23 protein-coding genes are annotated in these 21,178 nt (G+C 69.6%); 5 read left to right on the top strand and 18 right to left on the bottom strand.

Annotated features, from left to right (window positions below):
- Positions 1 to 2 precede the first annotated feature (2 nt).
- Positions 3 to 578 carry a bifunctional pyr operon transcriptional regulator/uracil phosphoribosyltransferase PyrR gene (pyrR, locus tag KRAD_RS19010; RefSeq protein WP_012087283.1) on the bottom strand — a complete coding sequence of 192 codons (576 nt, stop codon included), beginning with the start codon at positions 576 to 578 and terminating at the stop codon, positions 3 to 5.
- A gap of 298 nt (positions 579 to 876) precedes the next feature.
- Between pyrR and bldD the strand changes: the two genes are divergently transcribed.
- Positions 877 to 1,371: a transcriptional regulator BldD gene (bldD, locus tag KRAD_RS19005; RefSeq protein ID WP_012087282.1), complete on the top strand. Its 495-nt coding sequence runs from the start codon at positions 877 to 879 to the stop codon at positions 1,369 to 1,371.
- A gap of 151 nt (positions 1,372 to 1,522) precedes the next feature.
- Here the strand turns inward: bldD and nusB are convergent, their stop codons facing one another.
- Together nusB and efp are read right to left on the bottom strand one after the other, a co-directional pair.
- Positions 1,523 to 1,933 (bottom strand): transcription antitermination factor NusB, encoded by a 411-nt coding sequence (gene nusB, locus KRAD_RS19000; RefSeq protein WP_012087281.1) that lies wholly within the window; start codon positions 1,931 to 1,933, stop codon positions 1,523 to 1,525.
- Complete coding sequence (gene efp / locus KRAD_RS18995; RefSeq protein ID WP_041292215.1) at positions 1,933 to 2,496, bottom strand: elongation factor P; 564 nt, start codon at positions 2,494 to 2,496, stop codon at positions 1,933 to 1,935. Before efp ends, nusB begins: the two co-directional genes overlap by 1 nt.
- A gap of 299 nt (positions 2,497 to 2,795) precedes the next feature.
- On the opposite strand from efp, the gene KRAD_RS18990 reads away from it, so the two are divergent.
- The 3 genes from KRAD_RS18990 (at position 2,796) to KRAD_RS18980 (ending at position 4,270) form a co-directional block, all read left to right on the top strand.
- A complete protein-coding gene (locus KRAD_RS18990) occupies positions 2,796 to 3,152 on the top strand; it encodes a hypothetical protein (RefSeq protein WP_012087279.1) in 357 nt (118 codons plus the stop codon).
- A gap of 78 nt (positions 3,153 to 3,230) precedes the next feature.
- Positions 3,231 to 3,704, top strand: coding sequence for a hypothetical protein (locus tag KRAD_RS18985; RefSeq protein ID WP_012087278.1), 474 nt, complete (start codon positions 3,231 to 3,233; stop codon positions 3,702 to 3,704).
- Positions 3,705 to 3,796: 92 nt separating this feature from the next.
- Entirely contained in the window at positions 3,797 to 4,270 is a 474-nt protein-coding gene (locus KRAD_RS18980; RefSeq protein ID WP_012087277.1) for a type IV pilin protein, read from the top strand.
- Position 4,271: 1 nt separating this feature from the next.
- Here KRAD_RS18980 and aroB read toward each other — a convergent pair whose 3' ends face one another.
- The 15 genes from aroB to KRAD_RS18905 all read right to left on the bottom strand — a co-directional run bounded on the left by aroB (position 4,272) and on the right by KRAD_RS18905 (position 19,491).
- Complete coding sequence (gene aroB / locus KRAD_RS18975; protein WP_012087276.1) at positions 4,272 to 5,372, bottom strand: 3-dehydroquinate synthase; 1,101 nt, start codon at positions 5,370 to 5,372, stop codon at positions 4,272 to 4,274.
- Complete coding sequence (locus tag KRAD_RS18970; protein WP_012087275.1) at positions 5,369 to 5,980, bottom strand: shikimate kinase; 612 nt, start codon at positions 5,978 to 5,980, stop codon at positions 5,369 to 5,371. Before KRAD_RS18970 ends, aroB begins: the two co-directional genes overlap by 4 nt.
- A 111-nt stretch (positions 5,981 to 6,091) precedes the next feature.
- Positions 6,092 to 7,519: a cell wall-binding repeat-containing protein gene (locus KRAD_RS18965; RefSeq protein WP_012087274.1), complete on the bottom strand. Its 1,428-nt coding sequence runs from the start codon at positions 7,517 to 7,519 to the stop codon at positions 6,092 to 6,094.
- Positions 7,506 to 8,570: a hypothetical protein gene (locus KRAD_RS18960; protein WP_012087273.1), complete on the bottom strand. Its 1,065-nt coding sequence runs from the start codon at positions 8,568 to 8,570 to the stop codon at positions 7,506 to 7,508. The genes KRAD_RS18965 and KRAD_RS18960 overlap by 14 nt, the downstream gene beginning before the upstream one ends.
- Positions 8,567 to 9,226, bottom strand: a complete 660-nt coding sequence (gene pilO, locus KRAD_RS18955) for a type 4a pilus biogenesis protein PilO (protein ID WP_012087272.1) — start codon at positions 9,224 to 9,226, stop codon at positions 8,567 to 8,569. The genes KRAD_RS18960 and pilO overlap by 4 nt, the downstream gene beginning before the upstream one ends.
- Positions 9,227 to 9,254: 28 nt before the next feature.
- The gene (locus KRAD_RS24595) at positions 9,255 to 9,908 is read right to left on the bottom strand and encodes a PilN domain-containing protein (RefSeq protein WP_012087271.1); all 654 of its coding nucleotides are present in this window, start codon (positions 9,906 to 9,908) and stop codon (positions 9,255 to 9,257) included.
- On the bottom strand, positions 9,905 to 10,951 hold the full coding sequence (gene pilM, locus KRAD_RS18945) for a type IV pilus assembly protein PilM (RefSeq protein ID WP_012087270.1): 1,047 nt from the start codon (positions 10,949 to 10,951) through the stop codon (positions 9,905 to 9,907). Before pilM ends, KRAD_RS24595 begins: the two co-directional genes overlap by 4 nt.
- 114 nt (positions 10,952 to 11,065) lie before the next feature.
- Complete coding sequence (locus KRAD_RS18940) at positions 11,066 to 11,830, bottom strand: prepilin peptidase (RefSeq protein ID WP_275263109.1); 765 nt, start codon at positions 11,828 to 11,830, stop codon at positions 11,066 to 11,068.
- A 23-nt stretch (positions 11,831 to 11,853) separates the two neighbouring features.
- On the bottom strand, positions 11,854 to 13,647 hold the full coding sequence (locus KRAD_RS18935) for a pilus assembly PilX family protein (RefSeq protein ID WP_012087267.1): 1,794 nt from the start codon (positions 13,645 to 13,647) through the stop codon (positions 11,854 to 11,856).
- Positions 13,647 to 14,405, bottom strand: a complete 759-nt coding sequence (locus tag KRAD_RS18930) for a PilW family protein (protein WP_275263108.1) — start codon at positions 14,403 to 14,405, stop codon at positions 13,647 to 13,649. The genes KRAD_RS18935 and KRAD_RS18930 overlap by 1 nt, the downstream gene beginning before the upstream one ends.
- Positions 14,405 to 15,718, bottom strand: a complete 1,314-nt coding sequence (locus KRAD_RS26160; RefSeq protein WP_012087265.1) for a type IV pilus modification PilV family protein — start codon at positions 15,716 to 15,718, stop codon at positions 14,405 to 14,407. The genes KRAD_RS18930 and KRAD_RS26160 overlap by 1 nt, the downstream gene beginning before the upstream one ends.
- The gene (locus KRAD_RS24590; RefSeq protein ID WP_049821287.1) at positions 15,712 to 16,146 is read right to left on the bottom strand and encodes a prepilin-type N-terminal cleavage/methylation domain-containing protein; all 435 of its coding nucleotides are present in this window, start codon (positions 16,144 to 16,146) and stop codon (positions 15,712 to 15,714) included. Before KRAD_RS24590 ends, KRAD_RS26160 begins: the two co-directional genes overlap by 7 nt.
- Before the next feature lie 76 nt (positions 16,147 to 16,222).
- The gene (locus KRAD_RS25210; RefSeq protein ID WP_012087263.1) at positions 16,223 to 16,675 is read right to left on the bottom strand and encodes a prepilin-type N-terminal cleavage/methylation domain-containing protein; all 453 of its coding nucleotides are present in this window, start codon (positions 16,673 to 16,675) and stop codon (positions 16,223 to 16,225) included.
- Between the two features lie 216 nt (positions 16,676 to 16,891).
- Positions 16,892 to 18,145 carry a type II secretion system F family protein gene (locus KRAD_RS18910; RefSeq protein ID WP_012087262.1) on the bottom strand — a complete coding sequence of 418 codons (1,254 nt, stop codon included), beginning with the start codon at positions 18,143 to 18,145 and terminating at the stop codon, positions 16,892 to 16,894.
- 14 nt (positions 18,146 to 18,159) lie between these two features.
- Positions 18,160 to 19,491, bottom strand: a complete 1,332-nt coding sequence (locus tag KRAD_RS18905) for a type IV pilus twitching motility protein PilT (RefSeq protein WP_203417612.1) — start codon at positions 19,489 to 19,491, stop codon at positions 18,160 to 18,162.
- 320 nt (positions 19,492 to 19,811) lie between these two features.
- On the opposite strand from KRAD_RS18905, the gene KRAD_RS24585 reads away from it, so the two are divergent.
- Positions 19,812 to 21,002, top strand: coding sequence for an LGFP repeat-containing protein (locus KRAD_RS24585; RefSeq protein WP_012087260.1), 1,191 nt, complete (start codon positions 19,812 to 19,814; stop codon positions 21,000 to 21,002).
- Positions 21,003 to 21,178 lie beyond the last annotated feature (176 nt).

Genomic DNA, 21,178 nt, shown 5'->3' with positions numbered 1-21,178 from the left:
GCTCACGCGGGGGCACCTCCGGTGATGAGGACCGCGTCGCGCCCGTCGAGCTCCTCGAGCAGGACGCTGACGCGCTCGGCGGAGGAGGTGGGGAGGTTCTTCCCGACGTGGTCGGCGCGGATCGGCAGCTCGCGGTGGCCGCGGTCGACGAGGACGGCGAGGCGGACGGCGCGGGGGCGGCCGAGGTCGCTGAGGGCGTCGAGGGCGGCGCGGATGGTGCGCCCGGAGTAGAGGACGTCGTCGACGAGGACCACGACCTTGTCGTCGATCCCGCCGGGCGGGACCTCGGTGGGGAGCAGCTCGCGGGTGGGGTGCCGGCGCAGGTCGTCGCGGTACATCGTGACGTCCAGGGCCCCGGCGGGGACGGCGCGTCCCTCGACCTCGGCGAGGCGGCGCGCGAGGCGCCGGGCGAGGGGGACCCCGCGGGTGGGGATGCCGAGCAGGACGAGGTCGTCCGCTCCCCTGTTGCTCTCCAGCAGCTCGTGCGCGATGCGCGTCACGGCGCGGGACACGTCGGCTCCGGTGAGGAGCACCCTGCCCTGCGCGGGAGGGTCTGCCTGGTCCGGGGCAGCGCTCACCGCGACCTCCTTCCCCGCCTCACGGGACGGATCCTTAAAGGACGTCTTCACCAGGCCCCGGACCGCGCGGCGACCCGGGGGTCGTCGCACGGCGTGGCGCGCTGGCCGTCGACGACCCTACAGGAGGACGGTGGGGGGACGGCCCGGGGGCGAGCGGCGGGAGAACGTTGTCGTTGCGAGGTCAAACGCTCACTCGGAGTAATGCTCTCGGTGCCGTCTGAGTGGTGAATCCTGAGAAACGGGTGCGAAACGGCAGGTCAGCTTGACGAAGACGTTCACGCTCCGTGACGATCCTCGTATGGCATCGGACTACTCCCGCGCACTCGGATCGCGCCTTCGCGCCATCCGTACTCAACAGGGGCTGTCCCTGCACGGCGTCGAAGAGAAGTCCGAGGGACGGTGGAAGGCCGTCGTCGTGGGCTCCTACGAGCGCGGCGACCGTGCAGTGACCGTCCAGCGACTCGCCGAGCTCGCGGACTTCTACGGAGTCCCCGTCTCGGCCCTGCTCCCCGAAGGCGCCCCGCAGGGCAGCACCGAACCGCCCCCGCGGCTCGTGCTCGACCTCGAGCGCCTCCAGGAGGTCCCCGCCGAGAAGGCCGGCCCCCTGGACCGCTACGCGAAGACCATCCAGTCCCAGCGCGGCGACTACAACGGCCGGGTCCTCTCGATCCGCGCCGACGACCTCCGCACCCTGGCCGTCATCTACGACGTGCCCGCCACCACCCTGTGCGACGAGTTCATCGCCTGGGGCGTGCTCAACGCCGACGCCCGGCGCGCGGTCGAGCACGGCTGACACCCGGAACGCCGAACGGCCCGGTCCCCCGCGTGGGGGGCCGGGCCGTTCGGCGTTCCCCCTCCCGCGGTACCTCCCGCGGCACCGCGCGACGGCGGCGCCCCGCGCCCCCGTCGCCGGGGTGCGGGGCGCCGTCGCGTCCCGGTCCGCCTCAGGCGGAGAGGGTCTCCTTCAGCTCCGCGATCCGGGCGAGCAGCCCGTTCACGAACTTCGGGGACTCGTCGGTGGAGAGCTCCTGCGCGATCTCCACGGCCTCGCTGACGGCCACGTGGTCGGGCACGTCGGCCGCGTACAGGACCTCCCACGTGCCGATCCGCAGCAGGGCGCGGTCCACGGCCGGCATCCGGTCCAGGGGCCAGGCCATCGAGTACGTCGAGAGGACCTCGTCGATGCGCGCCTGGTGCTCGACCACGCCCTCCACGACGGTCACGGCGTACTCGCCGACGGGCGGGTCAGCGCGCAGGATCTTGTCCTTGAGGACGTCGAGGGGGGCCAGCCCGCGCTGGTCGGCCTCGAAGAGGACCTCCAGCGCGCGCTTGCGCGCCTTGCGGCGGGCCGCCATCAGTCGTTGACGCGGCCGAGGTAGTCGCCCGTGCGGGTGTCCACCTTCACCTTGGTGCCGGTCTCGAGGAACAGCGGGACCTGGATCTCGTAGCCGGTCTCCACCGTCGCGGGCTTGGTGCCGCCGGTGGAGCGGTCGCCCTGCAGGCCGGGCTCGGTGTAGGTGATCTCCAGGACGACCGACGCGGGGAGCTCGACGTAGAGCGGGGTGCCCTCGTGCGTGGCGACGATGGCCTCGGTGCTCTCCAGCATGTAGTTCGCCGCGTCGCCCACGGTCGTCGCGCTGACGTACAGCTGGTCGTAGGTGGCGGAGTCCATGAAGACGAAGTCCTCGCCGTCCTTGTACAGGTACTGCATGTCGCGCTTGTCGACCGTCGCGGTCTCCACCTTGGAGCCGGCGTTGAAGGTGCGGTCGACGACCTTGCCGGACAGGACGTTCTTGAGCTTGGTCCGGACGAAGGCCCCGCCCTTGCCGGGCTTCACGTGCTGGAACTCGACCACCGACCAGAGGTTGCCGTCGAGGTTCAGCACGGTGCCGTTCTTCAGGTCGTTCGTCGATGCCACGTCGTCTCTCAGTCCGTCTCGTTGTCCGTCGTCACCCGCGACCGGGACCGGACGCGGGTGTAGCGACCCCATCCTAGCGAGCGGGACGCCCCCACCCGCCCGCGCTCGTGGCGGGCGGGGCCCCGCCCCGGGCGCCTGCCGACCCCGGGAGCGGGCCCGTTGGGCCGGACGGAGGAGCGGGGCGCGCGTCCGGGTGGCGCGGGGCCGTACGGCCTCAGTGCGCGCCGCGGGGCGCCCGATCACCCGAGGACGACGCCACGGGGCCGCCCCGCCGGCGCACGGAGCCGGAGGGGGACCGCGTGGCCCTGCACGTCGCGGTCCCCCTCCCTCGGCGCGCCCTCGTCGCCGGTGCGGGACTGCTGACCGCGCTCGGGCTCGCCGCAGCCGTGGCCCTCTCCCCGCCCGACGGTGGCGGGGACGCCGGCACCGCCGCGCGGGAACGCCTCGCCCAGGTCGCCCGGGCGCAGGACGCCTGGCGGACCGGGCACGAGACGTACACGACCCGGCTCGAGGACCTCGGCCTCCCCTCCCGGGGCGACCTCGCCATCGTGCGCGGCGACGCGGAGGGGTTCTGCGCGGGCGCCCACGACCCGGGGACGGGGGCGGTCGTCTTCTACTCCTCCGCCGGCGGCTTCAGCGCGGTGCCCTGCGGCTGAGGGCTCCGTCCGGGTGACGAGACCTCCTGCCGGCCTGCCCTCCCGCCGATGGAGATCGTGACCAGGGAGGTGACCCGGATGCGCGATCCCCGCGCCGGTGGTGGCGACTCGTTCTACGCGCAGTCCGGCGGGCGGCCCGTGTTCAACCCCGGCAACACCAGCCCGTTCAGCGTGCCGCGCACCGAAGCCGTGCCCCGGAGGGCCGGGCGTGACCCGGTCAAGACGCTCGTGACGTGGGCCACCGTGCTCGTCGTCGGCGCGATCGGGGTGAAGTACGGCTACCCCGTGGTGATGGACCAGGTGCACGCCAAGGACATCTCCGCGGTCACGGCCGATCTGGAGAACGTCGCGGCGGGCGAGGCGTCGTACCTGAAGCTGAACGGGACCTACGGCACCGACTTCGACGCGCTCAGCATCCCCAAGACGATCAGCCACGTGGACGTCCTGTCGGCCACGGGGAGCGACTTCTGCCTGAAGGGCACCGGTGTCACGGGCGGGGTCGTGCGCTACTACTCGCCCGGCCGCGGGGTCTCCGACACCCCCTGCGGCTGAAGGGTCACCCAGAGGGCTTCGTCCGCCCGGGTGAGCGGGCTGGAGGTGGACCGAGGACGCACCGAAGCACCTGGGGAGACCCGGGAGGTTCCATGTCCTCGTTCGACCCGAACGCCGACTTCTTCGCCGCTCCCCCACCGCCACGCACCCCGCCGGCCCCGCCCGTCCCCGCCCCCGCGTTCCGACAGCCCGTCCAGCGCACCCCGGTGCCCACCTGGGCCAAGGTCCTCATCGCCATCGGCTGTGTCCTGCTCGTGCTGCCGGTCCTGGGGATCGTCGGGGCTGTGGCCATCCCCGTCTTCCTGGACCAGCGTTCGAAGGCGGCGGACGTGCAGGTCAAGGAGGACGTGCAGGCCGTGGCGATGGCCGAGGAGAACTACGCGATGGCCCACGGCACGTACACCACCGATCCCCTCGCCCTCGGCATCGCCGCACCACAGAGCGAGGTCGTCATCCTCGCCGCTGACGCCGTCGGCTACTGCATCGGCGGCCGTGACGCCGACGGCGAGGGCGACGCCTGGTACTACTCCTCCAGCGCGGGGATCTCGACGACTCCCTGCGCCTGAGTCACTCCGCGCTGATCTCGGCGTAGGCGGCCTGCAGCATCGCGGGGTCGGGGCCCTCCAAGCGGGAGGGCTTGCCGATCCCGTCGAGGACGACGAACCGCAGCAGCGCGCCCCGGGCCTTCTTGTCCCGCTTCATCGCGTCGAGCAGCTGCGGCCACCGGTCCCCGCGGTAGGTCGTGGGCAGGCCCAGGGACCGCAGGACGGACCGGTGCCGGTCGGCGTCCGCGTCGGACAGCCGCCCGGCCATCCGGGCCAGCTCGGCGACGTAGACGAGGCCGACGCTGACGGCCGCGCCGTGGCGCCACTGGTAGCGCTCGACGAGCTCCACGGCGTGGGCGAAGGTGTGCCCGTAGTTGAGGATCTCGCGCAGGTCGGACTCCTTGAGGTCCTCCCCCACCACCCGGGCCTTCACGCGCACGGCGCGCTCGACGAGCTCGGCCAGCACCGGCGAGCGAGGGTCGGTGGCCGCGGCGACGTCGGCCTCGACGAGCTCGAGGATCCGCGGGTCGGCGATGAAACCGCACTTCACGACCTCAGCCAGCCCGGCCCGCAGGTCGTGCAGCGGCAGGGTGTCGAGGGCGTCGAGGTCGCAGAGCACCCCCGCCGGCGGGTGGAACGAGCCGACAAGGTTCTTGCCCTCCGCCGTGTTGATGCCCGTCTTGCCGCCGACGGCCGCGTCGACCATCGCCAGCAGCGTCGTCGGGACCTGGACCACGCGGACCCCCCGCAGCCAGGTGGCCGCCACGAACCCGGCGAGGTCGGTGACCGCCCCCCCGCCGACCCCGACGACGGCATCGGAGCGGGTGAAGTCCGACTGCCCCAGCACCGTCCAGCAGAACGCGGCGACCTCCGCTGACTTCGCCTCCTCGCCGTCGGGGACCTCGGCCAGGATCGCTTCGAGACCCTGAGCGATCAGGTCGTCGCGCACCGCCTCGCCGGTGCTGCGCAGCGCCCGCGGGTGCACGATGAGGACCTTCGCGACCCTCGGGCCCAGCATCCCGCGCAGTTCCCCCAGCAGGCCGCGGCCGATGAGGACGTCGTAGGGGGCTTCCCCGTCGACGGCGATGCGGACGGGTCCAGGGTTCGTGGTCGGGGTGGTCATCTGTCCTCCGCGAGGTCGTTCGACGCACCGGCCGGTGCGCCGTCTGCGGCGGGAATCCCCGCCTCGGGACGACCCGGTGCGCGCAGCGGCGCGTCCCGGGCCCCGTTCTCGGGCTGAGCCAGGCGACCCGCGACCGCGTCGAAGACCCCACCGGCGACGTCCTCGGCTCTGCGCCCGTCGGTGGGGACCTCGACGTCGGCGATCTCGTGGAAGACGGTCCGGCGGGCGGCGTGCAGCTCCTCGAGACCGGGCCGTCGCAGCACCGGGCGGGAGACGTCACCGGCGGTCCGCCGCCTCACCTCGGGCAGGGAGACGTCGAGGTGGACGACCACGTGCTCGCGCAGGACCTCGCGGGTCGCCTCCCGCCCGCAGGCCCCGCCGCCCAGCGACACCACGGCCTGCGGGCCGGCGAGGACCTCCTCGACGGCGGCCTGCTCGAGGTCGCGGAAGGTCGCCTCGCCGTCGGTGGTGAAGATCTCCCGGACCGGACGGCCCGCGCGAGCCTCGACCACGTGGTCGGTATCGACGAACGGGAGTCCGAGGCGGGTCGCGAGGAGACGGCCCACGGTCGTCTTGCCGGCGCCCATGAAGCCGACGAGGACGATCACGGGTGAAGCTCCTGGGGCGCGGGGACGGGGTGCTCGGTCGCGGCCATCGTAGGCCCGGCAACGCGCGAGGCCCGCACCCCGGGTGGGGTGCGGGCCTCGTCGTGGTGAGCGTCAGTTGACGGCGGCGTCACCCAGGAAGACTGTCGCGCCGTCTTCGTCGGACGCTGACCGCGCGGACGACGTCGTCACCACCTTGAGGTTGTCCACCCCGCGGACGTCCAGGTCGATCACAGCCGGGTTGCCGACGGACACCTCGTAGGTCCCCAGGGGGCGCTCATCGCCGTAGACCTGGACCCTGGACCGCAGGCCCGACGTCGTGCCATCGGCGATGCCGACGACCGTGGTGAAGCGTGAACGCTTCGCGCCGAGGCTCCAGGTCCGGTACTCCCCGTTGGGGAGCTCCTGCGAGGAGTTCGTCGGGGCGTACGTCGAGAACGCCACGGTGCGCGGGTAGAAGACCCCCGCCATCGTGACGTTGCCCCCGAGGAACCTCGCGTTGCCCGTCGGCGCGGCCAGCTCGTCCAGGTAGGTTTTCGGGCCCGCCTCGCACGACGTGCGCTTGGCCGCGGCCTGGGAGTACGAGGCGTCCCCACCCACCGCCTGGAGATCGCGGGTGCGCAACCGTTCGATCTCCAGGTTCACGAACTGGGGGACGCAGGAGCGCGGGGTCAGCAGGAGCGGCGAGGCGTTCCTGCCGGCCTTGGCACCCGCGGCGATGGCGTCGGGCCAGCTCGTCCCTGAAGCCAACTGCACGAACGGGACCCCTGGCCCGAAGAACCGCTTGCTGACCGCGACGGCGGTCTGGTAGCGGTCATCGCCGTAGATGCGCTCGACCGGCCCCCCGGTGAACTGCTGGAGGTCGACGGCCACGTCGCGGCTCACCGATGCCTCGCCGCCGAGGACGGTGATCCGCTGCGGGGCCAGGCGCAGCAGCTCCAGACGGGTGCTTTCGGGGATGGACGTGCCGGGAACGGTCAGGACGGGTACGCCTGTGGTCGCCGCGACGGCGGAGGCGGAGAGAGCGTCCGCGTAGTCGAGCCCCGTGGCCACGAGCACGTTGGACACACCCGGCGAGAACGCGGTCGCGGACAAGCGGGTTGCCGTTTCGTAACGGTCCCTGCCCTCCACCCGGGTGATGCGCGCCCGGGTGTTCTGCTGCAACCACGTCACGACATCGGCGGAGACGACATCGGCACCACCGACCACCACGACGTTGCGGTAGTAGCCGATGACCTTGCGCACGGCGTCGGGCAGCTGTCCGCGCGACGTCAGGAAGAGGTTGGATCCCGGCTGCCCGGCAAGCGCGCCGGCCGTGACACCGTCCGCGAACTTCTCACCCGTGACGATGTAGGCGGTGTCGCGGGAGGCGTAGTTCTCGAGGTAGGCGGCCGTGGCGTACCGGTCGGCCCCGTAGGTGCGGTGGGCGGTCACGGGGGTCCCTGCGGCGGCGGACCCGCCGGCCGTGAGGACCGCCGCACCGGCCAGCACCAGCGCCACCACGGACCGGCGACCACGTCGCGTGTTGTCAGTAGAGAACACCGTCGGACTCCCTTTCACCCATCGAGCCGAAGTAGACGTTGCCCACGCCGTCCGTGAAGATGGCGCCGGCGTACGGAACCCGCTTGTCGCTGGCACCCGTGAGCGTGAGTCCGGTCGTCCCCACAGCCGTTCCCGCCGTCATCAGGACGTCGTCCTGCCGGTCGACGCGAACCCAGTACTGGTCACGCAGGACGCCGTTGAGGCGCACTTGACCGGAGACCTTGCCGAGTGCGGCCGCGGGCAACTGCGTCGGCTTTTCGAGGTTCGACGGGACGAGCCAACCCGTCGCCGGATTGTTCTCCGAGGTGAACTTGCCGAGCACCGAGGAGTCTTTCGCGGTCGACGTGGGCGTGGGGGTGGGGGTGGGGGTTGGGGTCTCGACCACGACGACCCCTTGGTAGCGGACGGACAACGGGTAGATGAGCTGACCCGTCAGGACCGTCACCCGCTTCCCGTCGAGATCGAAGACGCCGTAATCGGCGTTCCCGGTGACGAACCCCACCGCGGGCGCTTCCCAGGCGGGTGCCGTGGAACGGGACGGGCCGGGAACCGGGACGGCGGCGACTGGACTCGTCACCGCTGAAACGCTGGGAGCACTGGGAGCACTCGTGCTGATCGTCCCACCACCAGCGACGTTCCCCGCGGAGGACGCTGCGCGAGGGATCACCGCGGTGGGCACGGCCGTCACGACGACGCTGGGGGTGGAGGACGTGGGGATGACCGCGGACGACCCGGAAACCCCCTCGACCGGCAGGTCGGAGTTCACGGACGGCGCGACGGTGGCGGCGAAGATGTCCCTCCCGCCCACGCTGAAACCGATCGGACCGGCCGGGCGTGGCGGGGTCGCGTCGGCGCTCGGAACGCTGGGGACACCCGTGAGCGCGCTCGCTTCCGCATCGGCGCCCGGCACGCTGCTCAGCCACAGGAAACCGAGAGCACCTCCGCCGATCACCGCAGCGCCGGCGACACCGACGAGCAATTTGCGGAGCACCGCGCCGTCGATGACGCGAGTTCTCGCCTCGGCATCCACGTCGGACAACTGCTCGCTCATTGGGCACTCGCTCCCGTGGGCACCGCGGTGGTCCCCGCGGACTGGGTGGTGGACTCGCTCGGCGTCACCGCATCGGCTTGCAGGACGAAGATCTTGCCGGTCAGGGTCGTGGACACCACCCCGCTCGTCGAAGCGTCACCGGCGTTCAGGGCCAGGTTCTCGACGAGGAAGAACCGCTGCATGTCCGCCTGCGTGGACTTGATGAACAGCTCGGTCTGGGAGAACGAGCCGGAGGTGGTGATCGTCAGGGGGATGTCCACGACCTGGGGCCCGGAAGCCTGTGCCGTCGCAGCGTCCGTGGCGGACCCGAAGACTTCAGGGGTGCCGGGCGTGACGCCGGTCAACACCACACCCGCGGTGTTCGCGTACCCTTCGAGCTGGCGCAGGAGCGCCGGGACGTCCGCCGCGGCTGGAAGGGTCGAGCGGATGGCCGCGAGCTGAGCCCGCTTGTCGCCGATGCTCTCGAACTGGGACTGCAACTGCCGGGTCTGCTGCTCGATCCCGGCGTTCTTCTCCTTCGCGTAGACCCTCTGGGTGGCCAGGTCAGCGGCCTCGGCGCGCTTGGGCGCCACGAGGAGGAAGTAGCTGGCTACCAGCACGAGCAGCGCGAGAGCGCCGGTGCCGGCGATCAAGACGGTGTTCCTGGATGTGCTCATGTCGTCGGACCTCCTGTCCTGTCTCGGCTCACTGCTCGGTCAACAGGGCGGCCTCGGTGACCGTCGCCCCCGACGTGAAGGTGACGACGCCCGAGCTCGCGTCGTACGCGCTGTTGGTGAGCGTGGGGTTGGCGAGTCCCCCGATGGTCCCGATTGACTCCAGCCACCCCGCCACCTTGTCCTGGGACTTCGTCTGCCCCGTCACCGACAGTGTTCCCACACCGGTCACAGCCAGGGGGTCGGTGCCGGTGGCGCTCGTGCCCGCACTGGTGTCGTTGACGGCGAAGGTCAACGAGGTCAGGGACAGCTCGGCAGGGGCGTTGGTGGCCAGCTGATCGACGTAGCTGTACCACGGAATGTCGTGAGCAGCCACCGACTCGGCGACGGCCTGAGCGTCCCGCAGCTGCGCTTCGACCTTGGGCACCTCGGCGTAGGGAGCTTGAGCCGCCTGGAGGCCGGCGGTTCGTGACTGCTCGGCTTCGAGGGCGGACTGCGCATCAGCGACGTGCCCCGCGGTGACGCCGTAGGCCCCCGCGGCCGCCGCCACGACGGTGATCAGACAGGCCCCGAGGCCGATCTGCAGTCGACGAGCTCTTCGCGCCTCCTCGAACTCGGGGGGGAGGAGGTTCACCCGCACGACGGCGGTACGTGTCGCGACCGCCTCCAAGGTCTGGAAGCTCATGAGATCCCTCCGAGGGCGAGACCGACCGGCACGGCGGCGAGCGGCTGAACCGTCAGCAGCTGATCGGGGTCGAGGCCGGTCCGACCGATGTGGAGGGCCGAGATGGGGTTCCCCAGAACCACGGGGCGGCGGGTGATCGCCTCGAGCTTGGCGACGATGCCGGTGAGCATCGAACCCCCGCCGGATACGACGATGCGCTCAACGGGGAACTGGGGGGTGGATGCACCGTAGTAGTCGAGCGAGCTGCGGATCTCATCGACGAAGACCTCCAGCATGAGGTCGATGGCGCTCTGAGCCAGGTGACCGTCCGTGTCGTTCAAGTCGGCCGCGGAACCCCGCTTCACCGCCTCGGCGAATGCTGAGGGCACTCCGATCCGTTCCGCGATCGCATCCGTGACGTCCTGCCCCCCAGAGAGGAGGACACGGACGAAGCGTGGTTGACCCGCAGAGTGGATCACCAGGTTGGACACGCGCGCCCCGATGTCGAGCAAGGCTTCGGTCGCCACTTCGGACTGCGGCCTGCCGACGCTGCGCAGGACGGCGAAGGACGTGAGGTCGACCGAGACCGAGCGCAGCCCGGCAGCCTGGACCGCACCGACGTTCGACATCACCATGTCACGAGCAGCGGCGACCAGCAGCCCGCGCAGCCCGCGGGCTTCGCCGTCCTGCAGCTCTTCTGTGACGTGGAAGTCGAGGATGGCGTCAGCGACCGGCATCGGCAGGTAGTCCTGCACGTGCAGGGGCAGGGAAGCCTTCAACTCTGCGGTCGACATCCACGGGAGGTCGACCTGCCGGACGACGACGCGCTGGTTGGCGACCCCCAGGGAGACCTTCCGGCCGGAGAACCCGCTCCCCTTCCACAGTGCCCGGATGGCGTCGGCCACCACGGCGCGCTCGACGACCTCACCGTCTCGGACGGCGCCCTCGGGCAGGGCCACCTGCCCGAACTTCTCAAGCGTGATGCCGTCGCGCCCGTACGACAGTTCTGCGGCGCGCACACCCGACGTACCGATGTCGAGCCCGATAGCGGTTCGTCCGGGCACGTCGCCTCCTTGTGGTTGTGAGCCTGTTCCAGGCTGGATCCTTCGAGATGTTCACTGAGATCATCGGAGCCGATCGAGACCGCCTTGAGCGTCGAGTCGTCGATTCCGCCGGGGTCACGCGGATGGCGTGATGCCGAAGAGCGAGAGGTACCAGTCGACGACGGGCTGCGCGAAGAGGAGCGCCAGCCAGGCGCCGGCGAGCATGAAGGGCCCGAAGGGTATGCGGCTCTTGCGGCCGCCCCGACGCGTGAGCAGCACACCCACGCCGACGATGCCGCCGAGGAGGAAGGCCGCGAAGGCGCCCACGACGAGCGCTTCCCACCCCCACCACCCAAGGTACAGGCCGAGAACACCGGCGAGCTTGACGTCGCCGAACCCCATGCCACCCGGCCACAGCTGGTAAAGCAGGAAGTACAGCAGCAGGAGCCCGGCACCGCCGATCAGGCCGTGAACGTATCGACTCCACTCCCCGGTCAAGGCGGTTGCGGTGACCAGGAGCAGCAGCGAGACGGGGTAGGCCGGCTTGACGATCGCGTCGGGCAGTCGGTGGACGTCCACGTCGATCAACGCCAGGGCGACGGCCAAAGCCGCCAGGTACAGGTAAGCCGGCAGGGCTTCAACGGGTCCAACGCGCAGGGCGACCACGGCGAACACCAGTCCCGTCCCCCCCTCGACGAGGGGGTAGCGGACGCTGACGGGTGCGCCGCAGTCCCGGCACCGTCCCCGCAAGAACAACCAGGACAGGATCGGCACGTTGTCACGACGCCGGATCGCGTGTCCGCACACAGGACAGCGGCTGGCAGGAGCCACCACCGACTCACCCGACGGCACTCGGTGCACCACGACGTTGAGGAAGGATCCGACCAGGACACCGACCACTCCGCACGCAACGGCCAAACCGGTCACGAGTCGGTCAATTTCTCGAGGTACCAGGGCGAGGACACCGGCTTGATGAAGAACGGAGGGGGGTTGGCCGGTAGACGGGAGTCCCAGACGTAGTTCTTCAGGTACCCGGTTCCCGGACTGCCGCCCGTGCCGACTGGCCCACGAAACTGCTGGGCGATGGATCCGACGACGTTGAGCTTCGTGGCCACGGCGTTCGTCGGTGACAGGTTGTCGCCCAGATCGTAGTTCTGGACCAGGAAGCTGTTCTGCAACGTCAGGATGGCCGCGTTGATGTTGTACACCGGCGTGAAGCCGCTCAAGTTCTCACCGGACCCGTCCACCGGGTGGTAGACCCAGGCGTTGCGGTTGGCGATGAGCCCCAGAACGTCGGTGCCGGTCACGCCCGACGCGTAGCGGATGTCACCGGTGATGACCACGTCGTGGGAGGCGGCGATGGTCGTGGCCCCCGAGAACGTGCCCTGGACATACACGTCACCCTTGTCGCAACTGAAGTCGGGGTTGTACCTGCCGTAAGTGGGGTTCTCACCCAGAGCTGTGAGGGGGAACCCCACCCCGGTCGTCCCGTTGACGACTCCGGGGGAGCAAGAGGTGGCTCGATCCTTGACGAAGATCACCTTGGGGACGTTGAGGAGGTCGGTCCGGTTGGAGGAGAGGCAGGTCGCTCCGTTGGCATTGGCCGCGGCGACCGTCGTCCCGGGGCTCCACACCTGCATTTTGTTGCCCACGAGCGTGATCCGGGTGGCCCCGCTGTAGGTGCAGCCGTCGCTGGTGGTCGCCACCGTTTGGAGCTCGCTGTTGTCGCTCGGCATGACCAGGGGCGCCTCGTAGACGGGCTGGTTGTCGGGGAGATCGTTCGTGTACCCACCCCACCACAGGTGACCATTGGCCGGGTTCGTGTTCCACGACGTCTCCGTCTTGATGTCCTGGAAGCGCACCGCCCCGTTGATCTGCAGGGCGTCGTTGGAGTGGAGCGGACCTTGCACGATGTCACCACCGGTCCACTGGATCTCTTGGCAGTTGAAATCGTAGACGTTCCCCGAGAACGATCCACCCGTGTACTCCGAGGGGTTGACGCCGGCGATCGGAGTACCATTGCTGTTCGCCGGCACCCGCCACAGACTCGTGTTTGGGTTGGTCGGGTTGACCCGCCAGCGCGCATTCTTCCGATTACCGTAGTAGTAGTCCTGGCACTGCGTCTTGACCTGGTAGGGGTTCGCGTAGAAGAGGTAGAGCTGATTGTTCAGCGTAGCGTAGAAGAGACCCAGTCGATTGGCGTACAACTCCGGGTCCTGCACTTCGTAGTTCGTGACGTAGATATAGTTGAGGAAGCTGTCGGGCCTGAGGTTGGCGATGACCTTGCGACTGACTACGTCGGACTTGTTGGTGGCGTACCCAGTCACCTCTAGACGGATCGTTCCCGTCTGCGCGACTTCGGTCACGGAGCTGAGCATCCGGTAACGGAAGGTCTGGTCGTTGACCCTCGAACCGGGCACCGTCGCACCCCGCGGTGCTGCCGGAGTGGGGGCGATCGCCAGGTTGCTCGTGTCCGTGGCCACGTTCTTGTAGTAGGTGTCGTTGCTGTTGGAACGGGCGATGAAGTCGTCCACACCGGCCTGGGCTGCGGCGAACGCCCGCTTGGAGTCCTGGTCGACGCGCGTGGGCTTCATGGCCCCCATCACGAGACCCAGGGAGGTCAGCGCGAACATCGTGAGGATGACCATCGTCCCCAGCACGAGGACGAGCGCAGCCCCCTCGTCGCCATCGACACGGCGGCGCAGGCGAGCGGACATCAGCGGCTTCCTTTGGCGAGGGTGTTGACGAGGGTGACGGACGAGTTCACACCCGTGGTGGAGCTGGCTGCCCCGCTGACAGCACTGAGGACCAGGTGGATGTTGACCTGGCGAACCGATGCCAGTTGTGCGGCGGCGATTCCAGCGCCCGCGGCGGACACGGCCGTCGGCGACGCGTACTGAGCCGTCATGCTCGCCGTCGCTTCGGGCAGAGTCGAGTAGCTGAACAAGGCACTACCGTCCACGTTGACCGTGCCGAACGCGAGACATCTGGTGGTGGGTGCGGCGGTGAACCGGTAGTAGCGCTGGTTGGCGGCGTTCATCGCCGGGGTACCCGGAACGGTCGTCTCCGCGAGGCACCTGCGGCTGGTGTTGTACGCGTAGGTCACACGTGTCGGCGGGGGGTCGGCGGCGATGGCGGGACTCGGCACGCTGGCAGCCATGCTGGCGTAGAAGGTCAGAGACGCGGAGGTGGCCACCTCCAACGCCTGGTTCACGGATCTCCCGTTGATCTTGACCGGATTACCACCGCCATCCACCAGGAGGATCGGCTGTGCGACCCGCAGAGCCTGGGTCATGGTCGAGACTGCGGTTCGCGCGTCGTTGTTGACGTCGTTCTTGCTGCTCACCTTGGAGGTGGATCTCATCGAACCGATCGTCACAGCAGCCAGCATCGCCAGCACCAGACCGGTGATGGACATCCCCACCAGGAGCTCCACCAAGGTGATCCCGGCATCACGTCGCTGCCACACACGCATCATCTCCGCACCACCGTCTCCGCCGTCGTCTGTCGTGCAGTGATCGTCACCGCGGACGGCGAACTGAAGTCCGGTCTGGTGGAGAGCTGCCACGGTCCGGGAGGGAGGGCCACGACCGCGACGCCCGTGGCCGCCGTCACGAACGTGTACTGAGACTCCGCCCCCAGGCATCCGCCGTTGTTGGCCGGTGCCGGTCTCACGTACAGCGTGGCGCCGGGCTGGACGACGTCAGCACCGTTCTTCACCTTGACGACCGCTGCACCGAGCGGAACGTCGAGGTCCTTCACCGCGTCGACATCGACGAAGTCCGCGTCAGCTGTGGCCGGGGAGACCGGAGCGGCCAGATCACAGGTGCCGGCCCACATCGAGTACGTGCTCGCCGAATCCGGGAAGAGTCCGCTGACCACCCCTCCGGCCAAGCACGGCGTGTTGCTCCCGGTGCAGGCGGACAACTGCTTGGTGGGCCAGCTGTTGTACTTCACGGTGGCGGTGAGGTTATTCGGCACGGCTGAACCGGCAGGTGCATCTGCTGCGAGCCGGATCGAACCGCCCCGGTCGTACCGGACGGTGAGCCGGGTGACCTGGTTGGCGAAGACGCCGATGGGGTTGGTCGTCACGGTCTGGGTGGCTGCGGTACCGACGTAGCCGGGCACGGACATCGACGCCGTGTAGCTGGACGTGGTCACCAGGTTCGGGAACACCGCGCACCCGTCGGCCCCCGTGGTCACCGTCAAGCCCGAAGGGTTGAGGTTCACGGGGATCCCGGCCACTGCCTGGTTGCTGCCGCCCTTGACCGCGATGGCGATGACCCCTCTCCGGGCGTCCAAGCCGCCGGCACCGACCCCCAGGGCCTTGGTGGTGTCGATCTGGACCGGCTGCGTCGTTCCGCGATTAGCCCAGTCGACGATGACGCGCAACCGCTTGAAAGCGATGCGGCCGTTGCCCGAAGCGCTGCACACCGAGTCGTCGCTGCTGCTCTGCAGGAGTGCCGTCTCGGTCGTCACCGAGTAGACGGTTCCGTCCGCGCCGGTGGCGTTCTTGGTGCTCCGACCGTCTGTCAGGTCGATCGCCCGTTGTGCACGAAGCGCTTCGATCTCACCGGCCGCGATGTTGGCCGCTACCGTTCGGTCCGCGTTGGCCGTGCTGAGCCGCATGGCGTTCACCAGGACGCCGGCGACCGCGAGAGCGAGGATGCCCGCGATGACCATCGCGATGACGGTCTCCAAGAGGGAGAATCCGGCCTCGAGGTCCTCTTCAGCGTGCATGTGCGTCTCCTGGGATCGCGGCGTCGTGGTGCGGTGGGCGTTCAGCACGGACCCGACCCGAGTCCCGAGGAGCCGCCGCTGGTGGCGTAGTTGTAGGTCTTCTGCCGTCCCGCGTCATTGGTGAGGGCCACGCACCAGTGCGTCGCGTCGAGGACGACGGGGGGCGCCGCCAGCCGCGTCCCCGCACTCAACCTGACGGTGATGACGTAGCTCGGCCTGGCGTCGTCGGTCAGCACCAGGTACCCCGGCCGGGAGGTCGCGTCGGGGACGCCCAGAACCCCGGTGCCGTCCACGAAGTAGGCCGCGACTTCTTTGCCGAAGGCGGTGACGTCCTGCTTGACCGCCGTGTCGCGCGCAGCTGCGCGCTGTGACGTGAAGATGGGCACGGCGATCGCCGCGAGGATCCCGATGACGACCATGACGACGAGGAGCTCGACGAGGGTGAACCCGTGATCTCCGTGCTGGTCCTTGCTCACGGTTCCTCCTGGTGGGCCGTCCGGCAGAGCGCACGAAGGGGGCGGCATTCGCCGCCCCCTCCTCACTTCACGCGTGTCAGCAGGTCTCGCTCTTGGCGATCCCGTCCTGGTTGAAGCGCCACGCGGCGTCCGTGGACGTACCGGAACCGTCAGCGGCGAAGCCGCTCTTGACGATGACGCAGTAGGTGGTCGGGCTGGTGATGGTGCTGACCAGCACCTTGTTGCCGGGGCTCAGCTTGCCGCTGGCCACGGTCACGGAGGGCGTGCCGCCGGCGAGCGTCCACCCGCTGGTCTGGTTGCCGGCAGCCGTGAGGGCGCCGGTCCCGTCGACGTAGTAGGCCGCGAGCTCCTTGCCGATGACCGAGACGTCGGACTTCGCCGAGGTCTCGCGCGCCTTGGCGCGCTGCGACAGGAAGACCGGGATGGCGATGGCCGCGAGGATGCCGATGATGATCATGACAACGAGGAGCTCGATCAGGGTGAAGCCCTGGTCCTTGTCCTCGATCGACTTGCGGATGCGAGCGAGCATTCGATGCTCCCCTTCGTGAGAACCTGGAGCCGCTCGCGGTTCGCGCACCGAGTGTCCGGTGTGGCGGCTCTTGTACTCAGTACTTCGGCTGCCGTCGCAGCGAGCTTGAGCATCGAGTGCAGGCGATCACCCGGAAGGCCGAACACCCCTGACGCACGAGAGGCACGGCCGGTGAGCGGATCCGCTCACCGGCCGTGCCGGTACCTGACGAGGTGCTCAGCTGATGAGGTTGAAAACACCGAAGATCGGCATGTACAGCGCAATGATCATGGAGCCGATGATGCCGCCGAGGACGGCGATCATCAGCGGCTCGATCAGGCTGGTGAGGGCGTCCGTGGTGGCCTCGACCTCCTGGTCGTAGAAGTCGGAGATCTTATGCAGCATGGAGTCGAGGGCACCGGTGTCCTCCCCGACGCTCATCATCTGCACGACCATCGCCGGGAACACCTTGTGCTCGGCCAGCGGTCCAGCGAGGGATCGCCCCGAGCGGACGCTCTCCATGACGTCGATGGCTGCTCGCCTGATGACCACGTTGCCCGCCGCGTTGCCGACGATCTCCAGGCTCTGCAGGATGGGAACACCAGAACGCAGCATGGTCCCGAGGTTCCGAGTGAACCTGCTCAGGGCGATCTTCTGCGTCAACGAGCCGAAAATTGGCATCTTCAGCTTGACGGGGTCGACAATGTTGCGGACCTCGTCCTTGTTCCTGACACGGTTCCAGACGATCGACCCGACGACGAGGGCGACGACACCGAAAGGCGCGCCCCACTTCATGGCGGTGGAGAGGTAGACGAGGATCTGCGTCGGTAGCGGCAGCTTGCCGCCGAGGTCGGAGAACATCTGGGTGAAGACCGGGACGATGAACAGGAGCATCCCGACGACGGCGAGGATGGCGATGATGAAGACGACCACCGGGTAGGTCATCGCCGACTTCACCTTGGCTTTGAGCTTCACCTCCGACTCGAAGTTGTCGGCGATCTGGACCAGCACCTGGTCCAGGAAACCGCCCACCTCGCCGGCCCGGATCATGTTGATCATCAACGGGGGGAAGATGCGGTCGTGCTTCGCCAAGGTCGTGGAGAGGGAAGCACCCGTCTCGACCTCGGCACGTACCTCTCCGAGGGTGGCCGCGAGCTTCTTGCTCTCCGCCTGCTCGGCCAGGATCGAGAGCGCCCTGATGAGCGAGAGCCCGGAGGAGACCATCGTCGCGAACTGACGCGACATCAGTGCGAGATCCTTCAGCCCGACCCTGTTGGACCCGGGTAGCGCGATCTCCATCTGCATGCCCTTGCCCGCCTTGGACGCCTCCACCGAGACCGGGGCGAGGCCTTGGCTCTTGAGGCGGCCCAGGACCGCACTGCTGTCGCTGGCCTCGAGGACGCCCTTGACGAGCTTGCCCGACCTGTCGCGGGCGGAGTACTCGAAGGTCGTGTGCCCCGAACGTGCCGGCGCCTTGATAGCGGTTGCCATCGATCTGTCCTCTCTCAGCGCCCGGTGAGGCGGCGGAACTCGTCGGCGGCGTGGCACTTCTCCAGGCCGTGTTCGAACGTGATCTGGCGGGTCTTGACGAGCTCGGCCAGGTGCTGGTCGAGGGTGTGCATCCCGAACTGGGCGCCGGCCTGCATGGCGGTGCCGATCTGGTGGGTCTTGCCCTCGCGGATGAGGTTGCGGATGGCGGGGGTGGCGACGAGGACCTCGGTGGCGACGACGCGACCACGGCCGTCGGCGCGCTTGCAGAGGGTCTGGCAGACGATGCCCTGGATCGCGCCGGCGAACTGGGCGCGGATCTGGGTCTGCTGGTGGGGCGGGAAGACGTCGATGACGCGGTCGATCGTGGAGGCGGCGCTGGAGGTGTGCAGGGTGCCGAAGACGAGGTGACCGGTCTCGGCGGCGGTCAGCGCCACCGAGATCGTCTCGAGGTCGCGCATCTCGCCGACGAGGATGATGTCGGGGTCCTGGCGCAGCACGCTCTTCAGTGCGTTGGCGAAGGACTTGGTGTCCTCCCCGACCTCGCGCTGGTTGACGATGCAGCTCTTGTGCCGGTGCAGGAACTCGATGGGGTCCTCCACGGTCATGATGTGGTCCCTGCGGGTCCGGTTCGCGAGGTCGACGACCGAGGCGAGCGTTGTCGACTTGCCCGAACCGGTGGGACCGGTGACCAGGACGAACCCGCGCTGCAGACCCGCGAAGGACCCCACGACCGGCGGGACGCCGAGGTCCTCGAGGGGTTTGATCTCGAAGGGGATCTGGCGGAAGGCCGCACCGGTCGACTCGCGCTGGCGGTACACGTTGACGCGGAAGCGCGAGTGCCCGGGGACCTGGTAGGCGAAGTCGAGCTCGAGGTTGGCCTCGAAGGTCTCGCGCTGCTTCTGCGTGAGGATCGCGTAGATCATCTCCTGCAGCACGTTGGTGGTCATCCGGGGGAACTCGTCCATGGGCTCGACCTCGCCGGAGACCCGGGCGGAGGGGTGGGTCCCCACGGTGAGGTGGATGTCGGAGGCCCCGAGCTCCAGCGCGCGGATCAGCACATCATTGACCCGGACGGTGGGGCCGCGGTCGTGGTCGCCGCCGGTGGTGACGAGCGCTGCCGTCTCCGTAGCCTGGACGGCGGGTTCAGGCGCCAGCCGGGCCACGACCGGCGCCACCACGGGGGCGGCCAGGACCGGCGCCACGGGCGCGGAGGAGTGCCGCGGCGCCTCCTCCCCGAGCGGCTCCAGCCGCATCCCGACGGGCTCGGGCGACGGGGCGGCGATCACGGCCTGGTCGGTCTCGAGCTGCTTGAGGAGAGCGGTGATGTTCGGACGTGCCGACGGCACGCCGTCCGCTCCCCCTCGCATGTTCACCGGGACGTAAGCCCCCACGGGGGACTGGTCGCCCTGACCGGTGTTGCCCATCTCGCTCCCTCCGCGCGCCCTGGCAGGACACGACAACAGAGCGCTGACGTCCAGCGCTCCAGGGATCCATCGGGAGCGGAAGGACCGACCTTGACCGTGGTCCCCCAGCCGGACGAACGCGGCCGGCACCCGGACGCACGGCCCGCGACGTGGGCCGCTTGAGCGCAACGGGTGACACCGCATCAGGTGGGGCACGGGCTGGCCGACGTTCCTGGGGTCAGCACCATCCCGGAGGAGACCCCTTGCGACACGACATCTCGACCACCACCCGGCGCCGCGGGGTGCTGCGCCTGGCCGCCGCCGTCGGCTGCGCCAGCGCTCTGGTGGGGGCTGCCGCCGTCCCCGCCTCAGCACGGGCGGAGCCGACGATCGTCATCGTCCCGGGTGTCCCGCAGGCAGCGACGCCGCAGCCCGACGGGAGCGTCCTGTACAACCGCGGCGGGGTGAAGCGCACCGTCAAGGGTGCGATCCTCGGCCGCTACCAGGAGCTGGAGGCCCAGGAGGGCCGACTCGGCTGGCCCGTCACCGACGAGGTGGCGCTGCGCGGCGGAGCGGTGTCCGTCTTCGAGCACGGCAACGTGTACTGGACCTCCGCGAGCGGGGCTCACGTGGTGGAGGGGCCGATCCTGGGCGCCTACGCGGACGGGGGCTGGGAACACGGTTGGCTGGGCTTCCCCACCTCTGACGCCGACGCCGTCGCCGGTGGCGTCGTGCAGCACTTCACCGGGGGCCTGGTCTACCTGCAGGACGGCCGCACCACGGCTCGTGCCGTGCGGGGAGCGATCCTGGGCCGATACGCGGCGGCGGGGTGGGAGACCGGGGACCTGGGCTTCCCGACCACCTCGGAGACGGCCCTGGCGGGCGGTGCGTTCACCCACTTCGAACACGGATCCGTCTACTGGTCGTCAGCGACCGGGGCGCAGGTCGTCTCCGGAAGCCTTAGGGACGGCTGGGCCCGGCTGGGCTGGGAGAAGGGTTGGCTCGGCTACCCCTCGAGCGAGGCGATCGATCTCGACCGGGGCGGGGCGGTGCAGCGGTTCCAGGGCGGCCTGGTGTACCGCGCGCCCGCCACCGACTCCTCGGCGGGAGCGGTCGTCGCGTTGCACGGCGCCGTGCTGAACCGCTTCGCGGCCGACGGGTGGGAGCGCGGAGCGCTGGGGTACCCGCTGATCGCCGAGGAGCAGTGGGACAGGGGCACCGTGACCTCCTTCGAGAACGGCGTGGTGGCCTCGAGCGCTGCGGGGACCTACGCCGTCCTGTCCCCCGAGGTGCTCGGCGCGTGGAAGGACCGGGGTTGGGAGACGGGTCTGCTCGGCTGGCCGACGGCTGAGCAGCAGGTGCGGGCGAACGGGGTGCGCCAGACGTTCACCGGCGGCACGGTCACCTACGACGACACCACCAGCACGACGATCGTGGACCTCCTCCACCGCTGAGGCCGTCCCGCAGCCCGGGCCGGGACGACGCCCCCGCGACGGTGCCCGCTCCCCGTCGGTGCAGACGGTTGCACCGAGGCCGAGGCGGCACCTCCGAGGGTGCGTCGCCCTTGAGGCGTAGCCGGGCGGCGGGGAACGGACTCGGCGTGGTGCTATCGAACCGGGTGGTGGCAGCG

The organism is Kineococcus radiotolerans SRS30216 = ATCC BAA-149 (genome assembly GCF_000017305.1).
Lineage (GTDB): Bacteria > Actinomycetota > Actinomycetes > Actinomycetales > Kineococcaceae > Kineococcus > Kineococcus radiotolerans.
Note: the sequence above shows the minus strand (reverse complement) of the source record. Positions and strands in the feature narration are given on the sequence as shown.

Excerpts from the sequence above, each read along its gene's own strand:
- bldD (WP_012087282.1), top strand. The coding sequence starts at position 877 with ATGGCATCGGACTACTCCCGCGCACTCGGATCGCGCCTTCGCGCCATC.
- nusB (WP_012087281.1), bottom strand. The coding sequence starts at position 1,933 with ATGGCGGCCCGCCGCAAGGCGCGCAAGCGCGCGCTGGAGGTCCTCTTC.
- KRAD_RS18985 (WP_012087278.1), top strand. The coding sequence starts at position 3,231 with ATGCGCGATCCCCGCGCCGGTGGTGGCGACTCGTTCTACGCGCAGTCC.
- KRAD_RS18980 (WP_012087277.1), top strand. The coding sequence starts at position 3,797 with ATGTCCTCGTTCGACCCGAACGCCGACTTCTTCGCCGCTCCCCCACCG.
- aroB (WP_012087276.1), bottom strand. The coding sequence starts at position 5,372 with ATGACCACCCCGACCACGAACCCTGGACCCGTCCGCATCGCCGTCGAC.
- KRAD_RS18960 (WP_012087273.1), bottom strand. The coding sequence starts at position 8,570 with ATGAGCGAGCAGTTGTCCGACGTGGATGCCGAGGCGAGAACTCGCGTC.
- pilO (WP_012087272.1), bottom strand. The coding sequence starts at position 9,226 with ATGAGCACATCCAGGAACACCGTCTTGATCGCCGGCACCGGCGCTCTC.
- KRAD_RS24595 (WP_012087271.1), bottom strand. The coding sequence starts at position 9,908 with ATGAGCTTCCAGACCTTGGAGGCGGTCGCGACACGTACCGCCGTCGTG.
- KRAD_RS18935 (WP_012087267.1), bottom strand. The coding sequence starts at position 13,647 with ATGTCCGCTCGCCTGCGCCGCCGTGTCGATGGCGACGAGGGGGCTGCG.
- KRAD_RS18930 (WP_275263108.1), bottom strand. The coding sequence starts at position 14,405 with ATGCGTGTGTGGCAGCGACGTGATGCCGGGATCACCTTGGTGGAGCTC.
- KRAD_RS25210 (WP_012087263.1), bottom strand. The coding sequence starts at position 16,675 with ATGCTCGCTCGCATCCGCAAGTCGATCGAGGACAAGGACCAGGGCTTC.
- KRAD_RS18910 (WP_012087262.1), bottom strand. The coding sequence starts at position 18,145 with ATGGCAACCGCTATCAAGGCGCCGGCACGTTCGGGGCACACGACCTTC.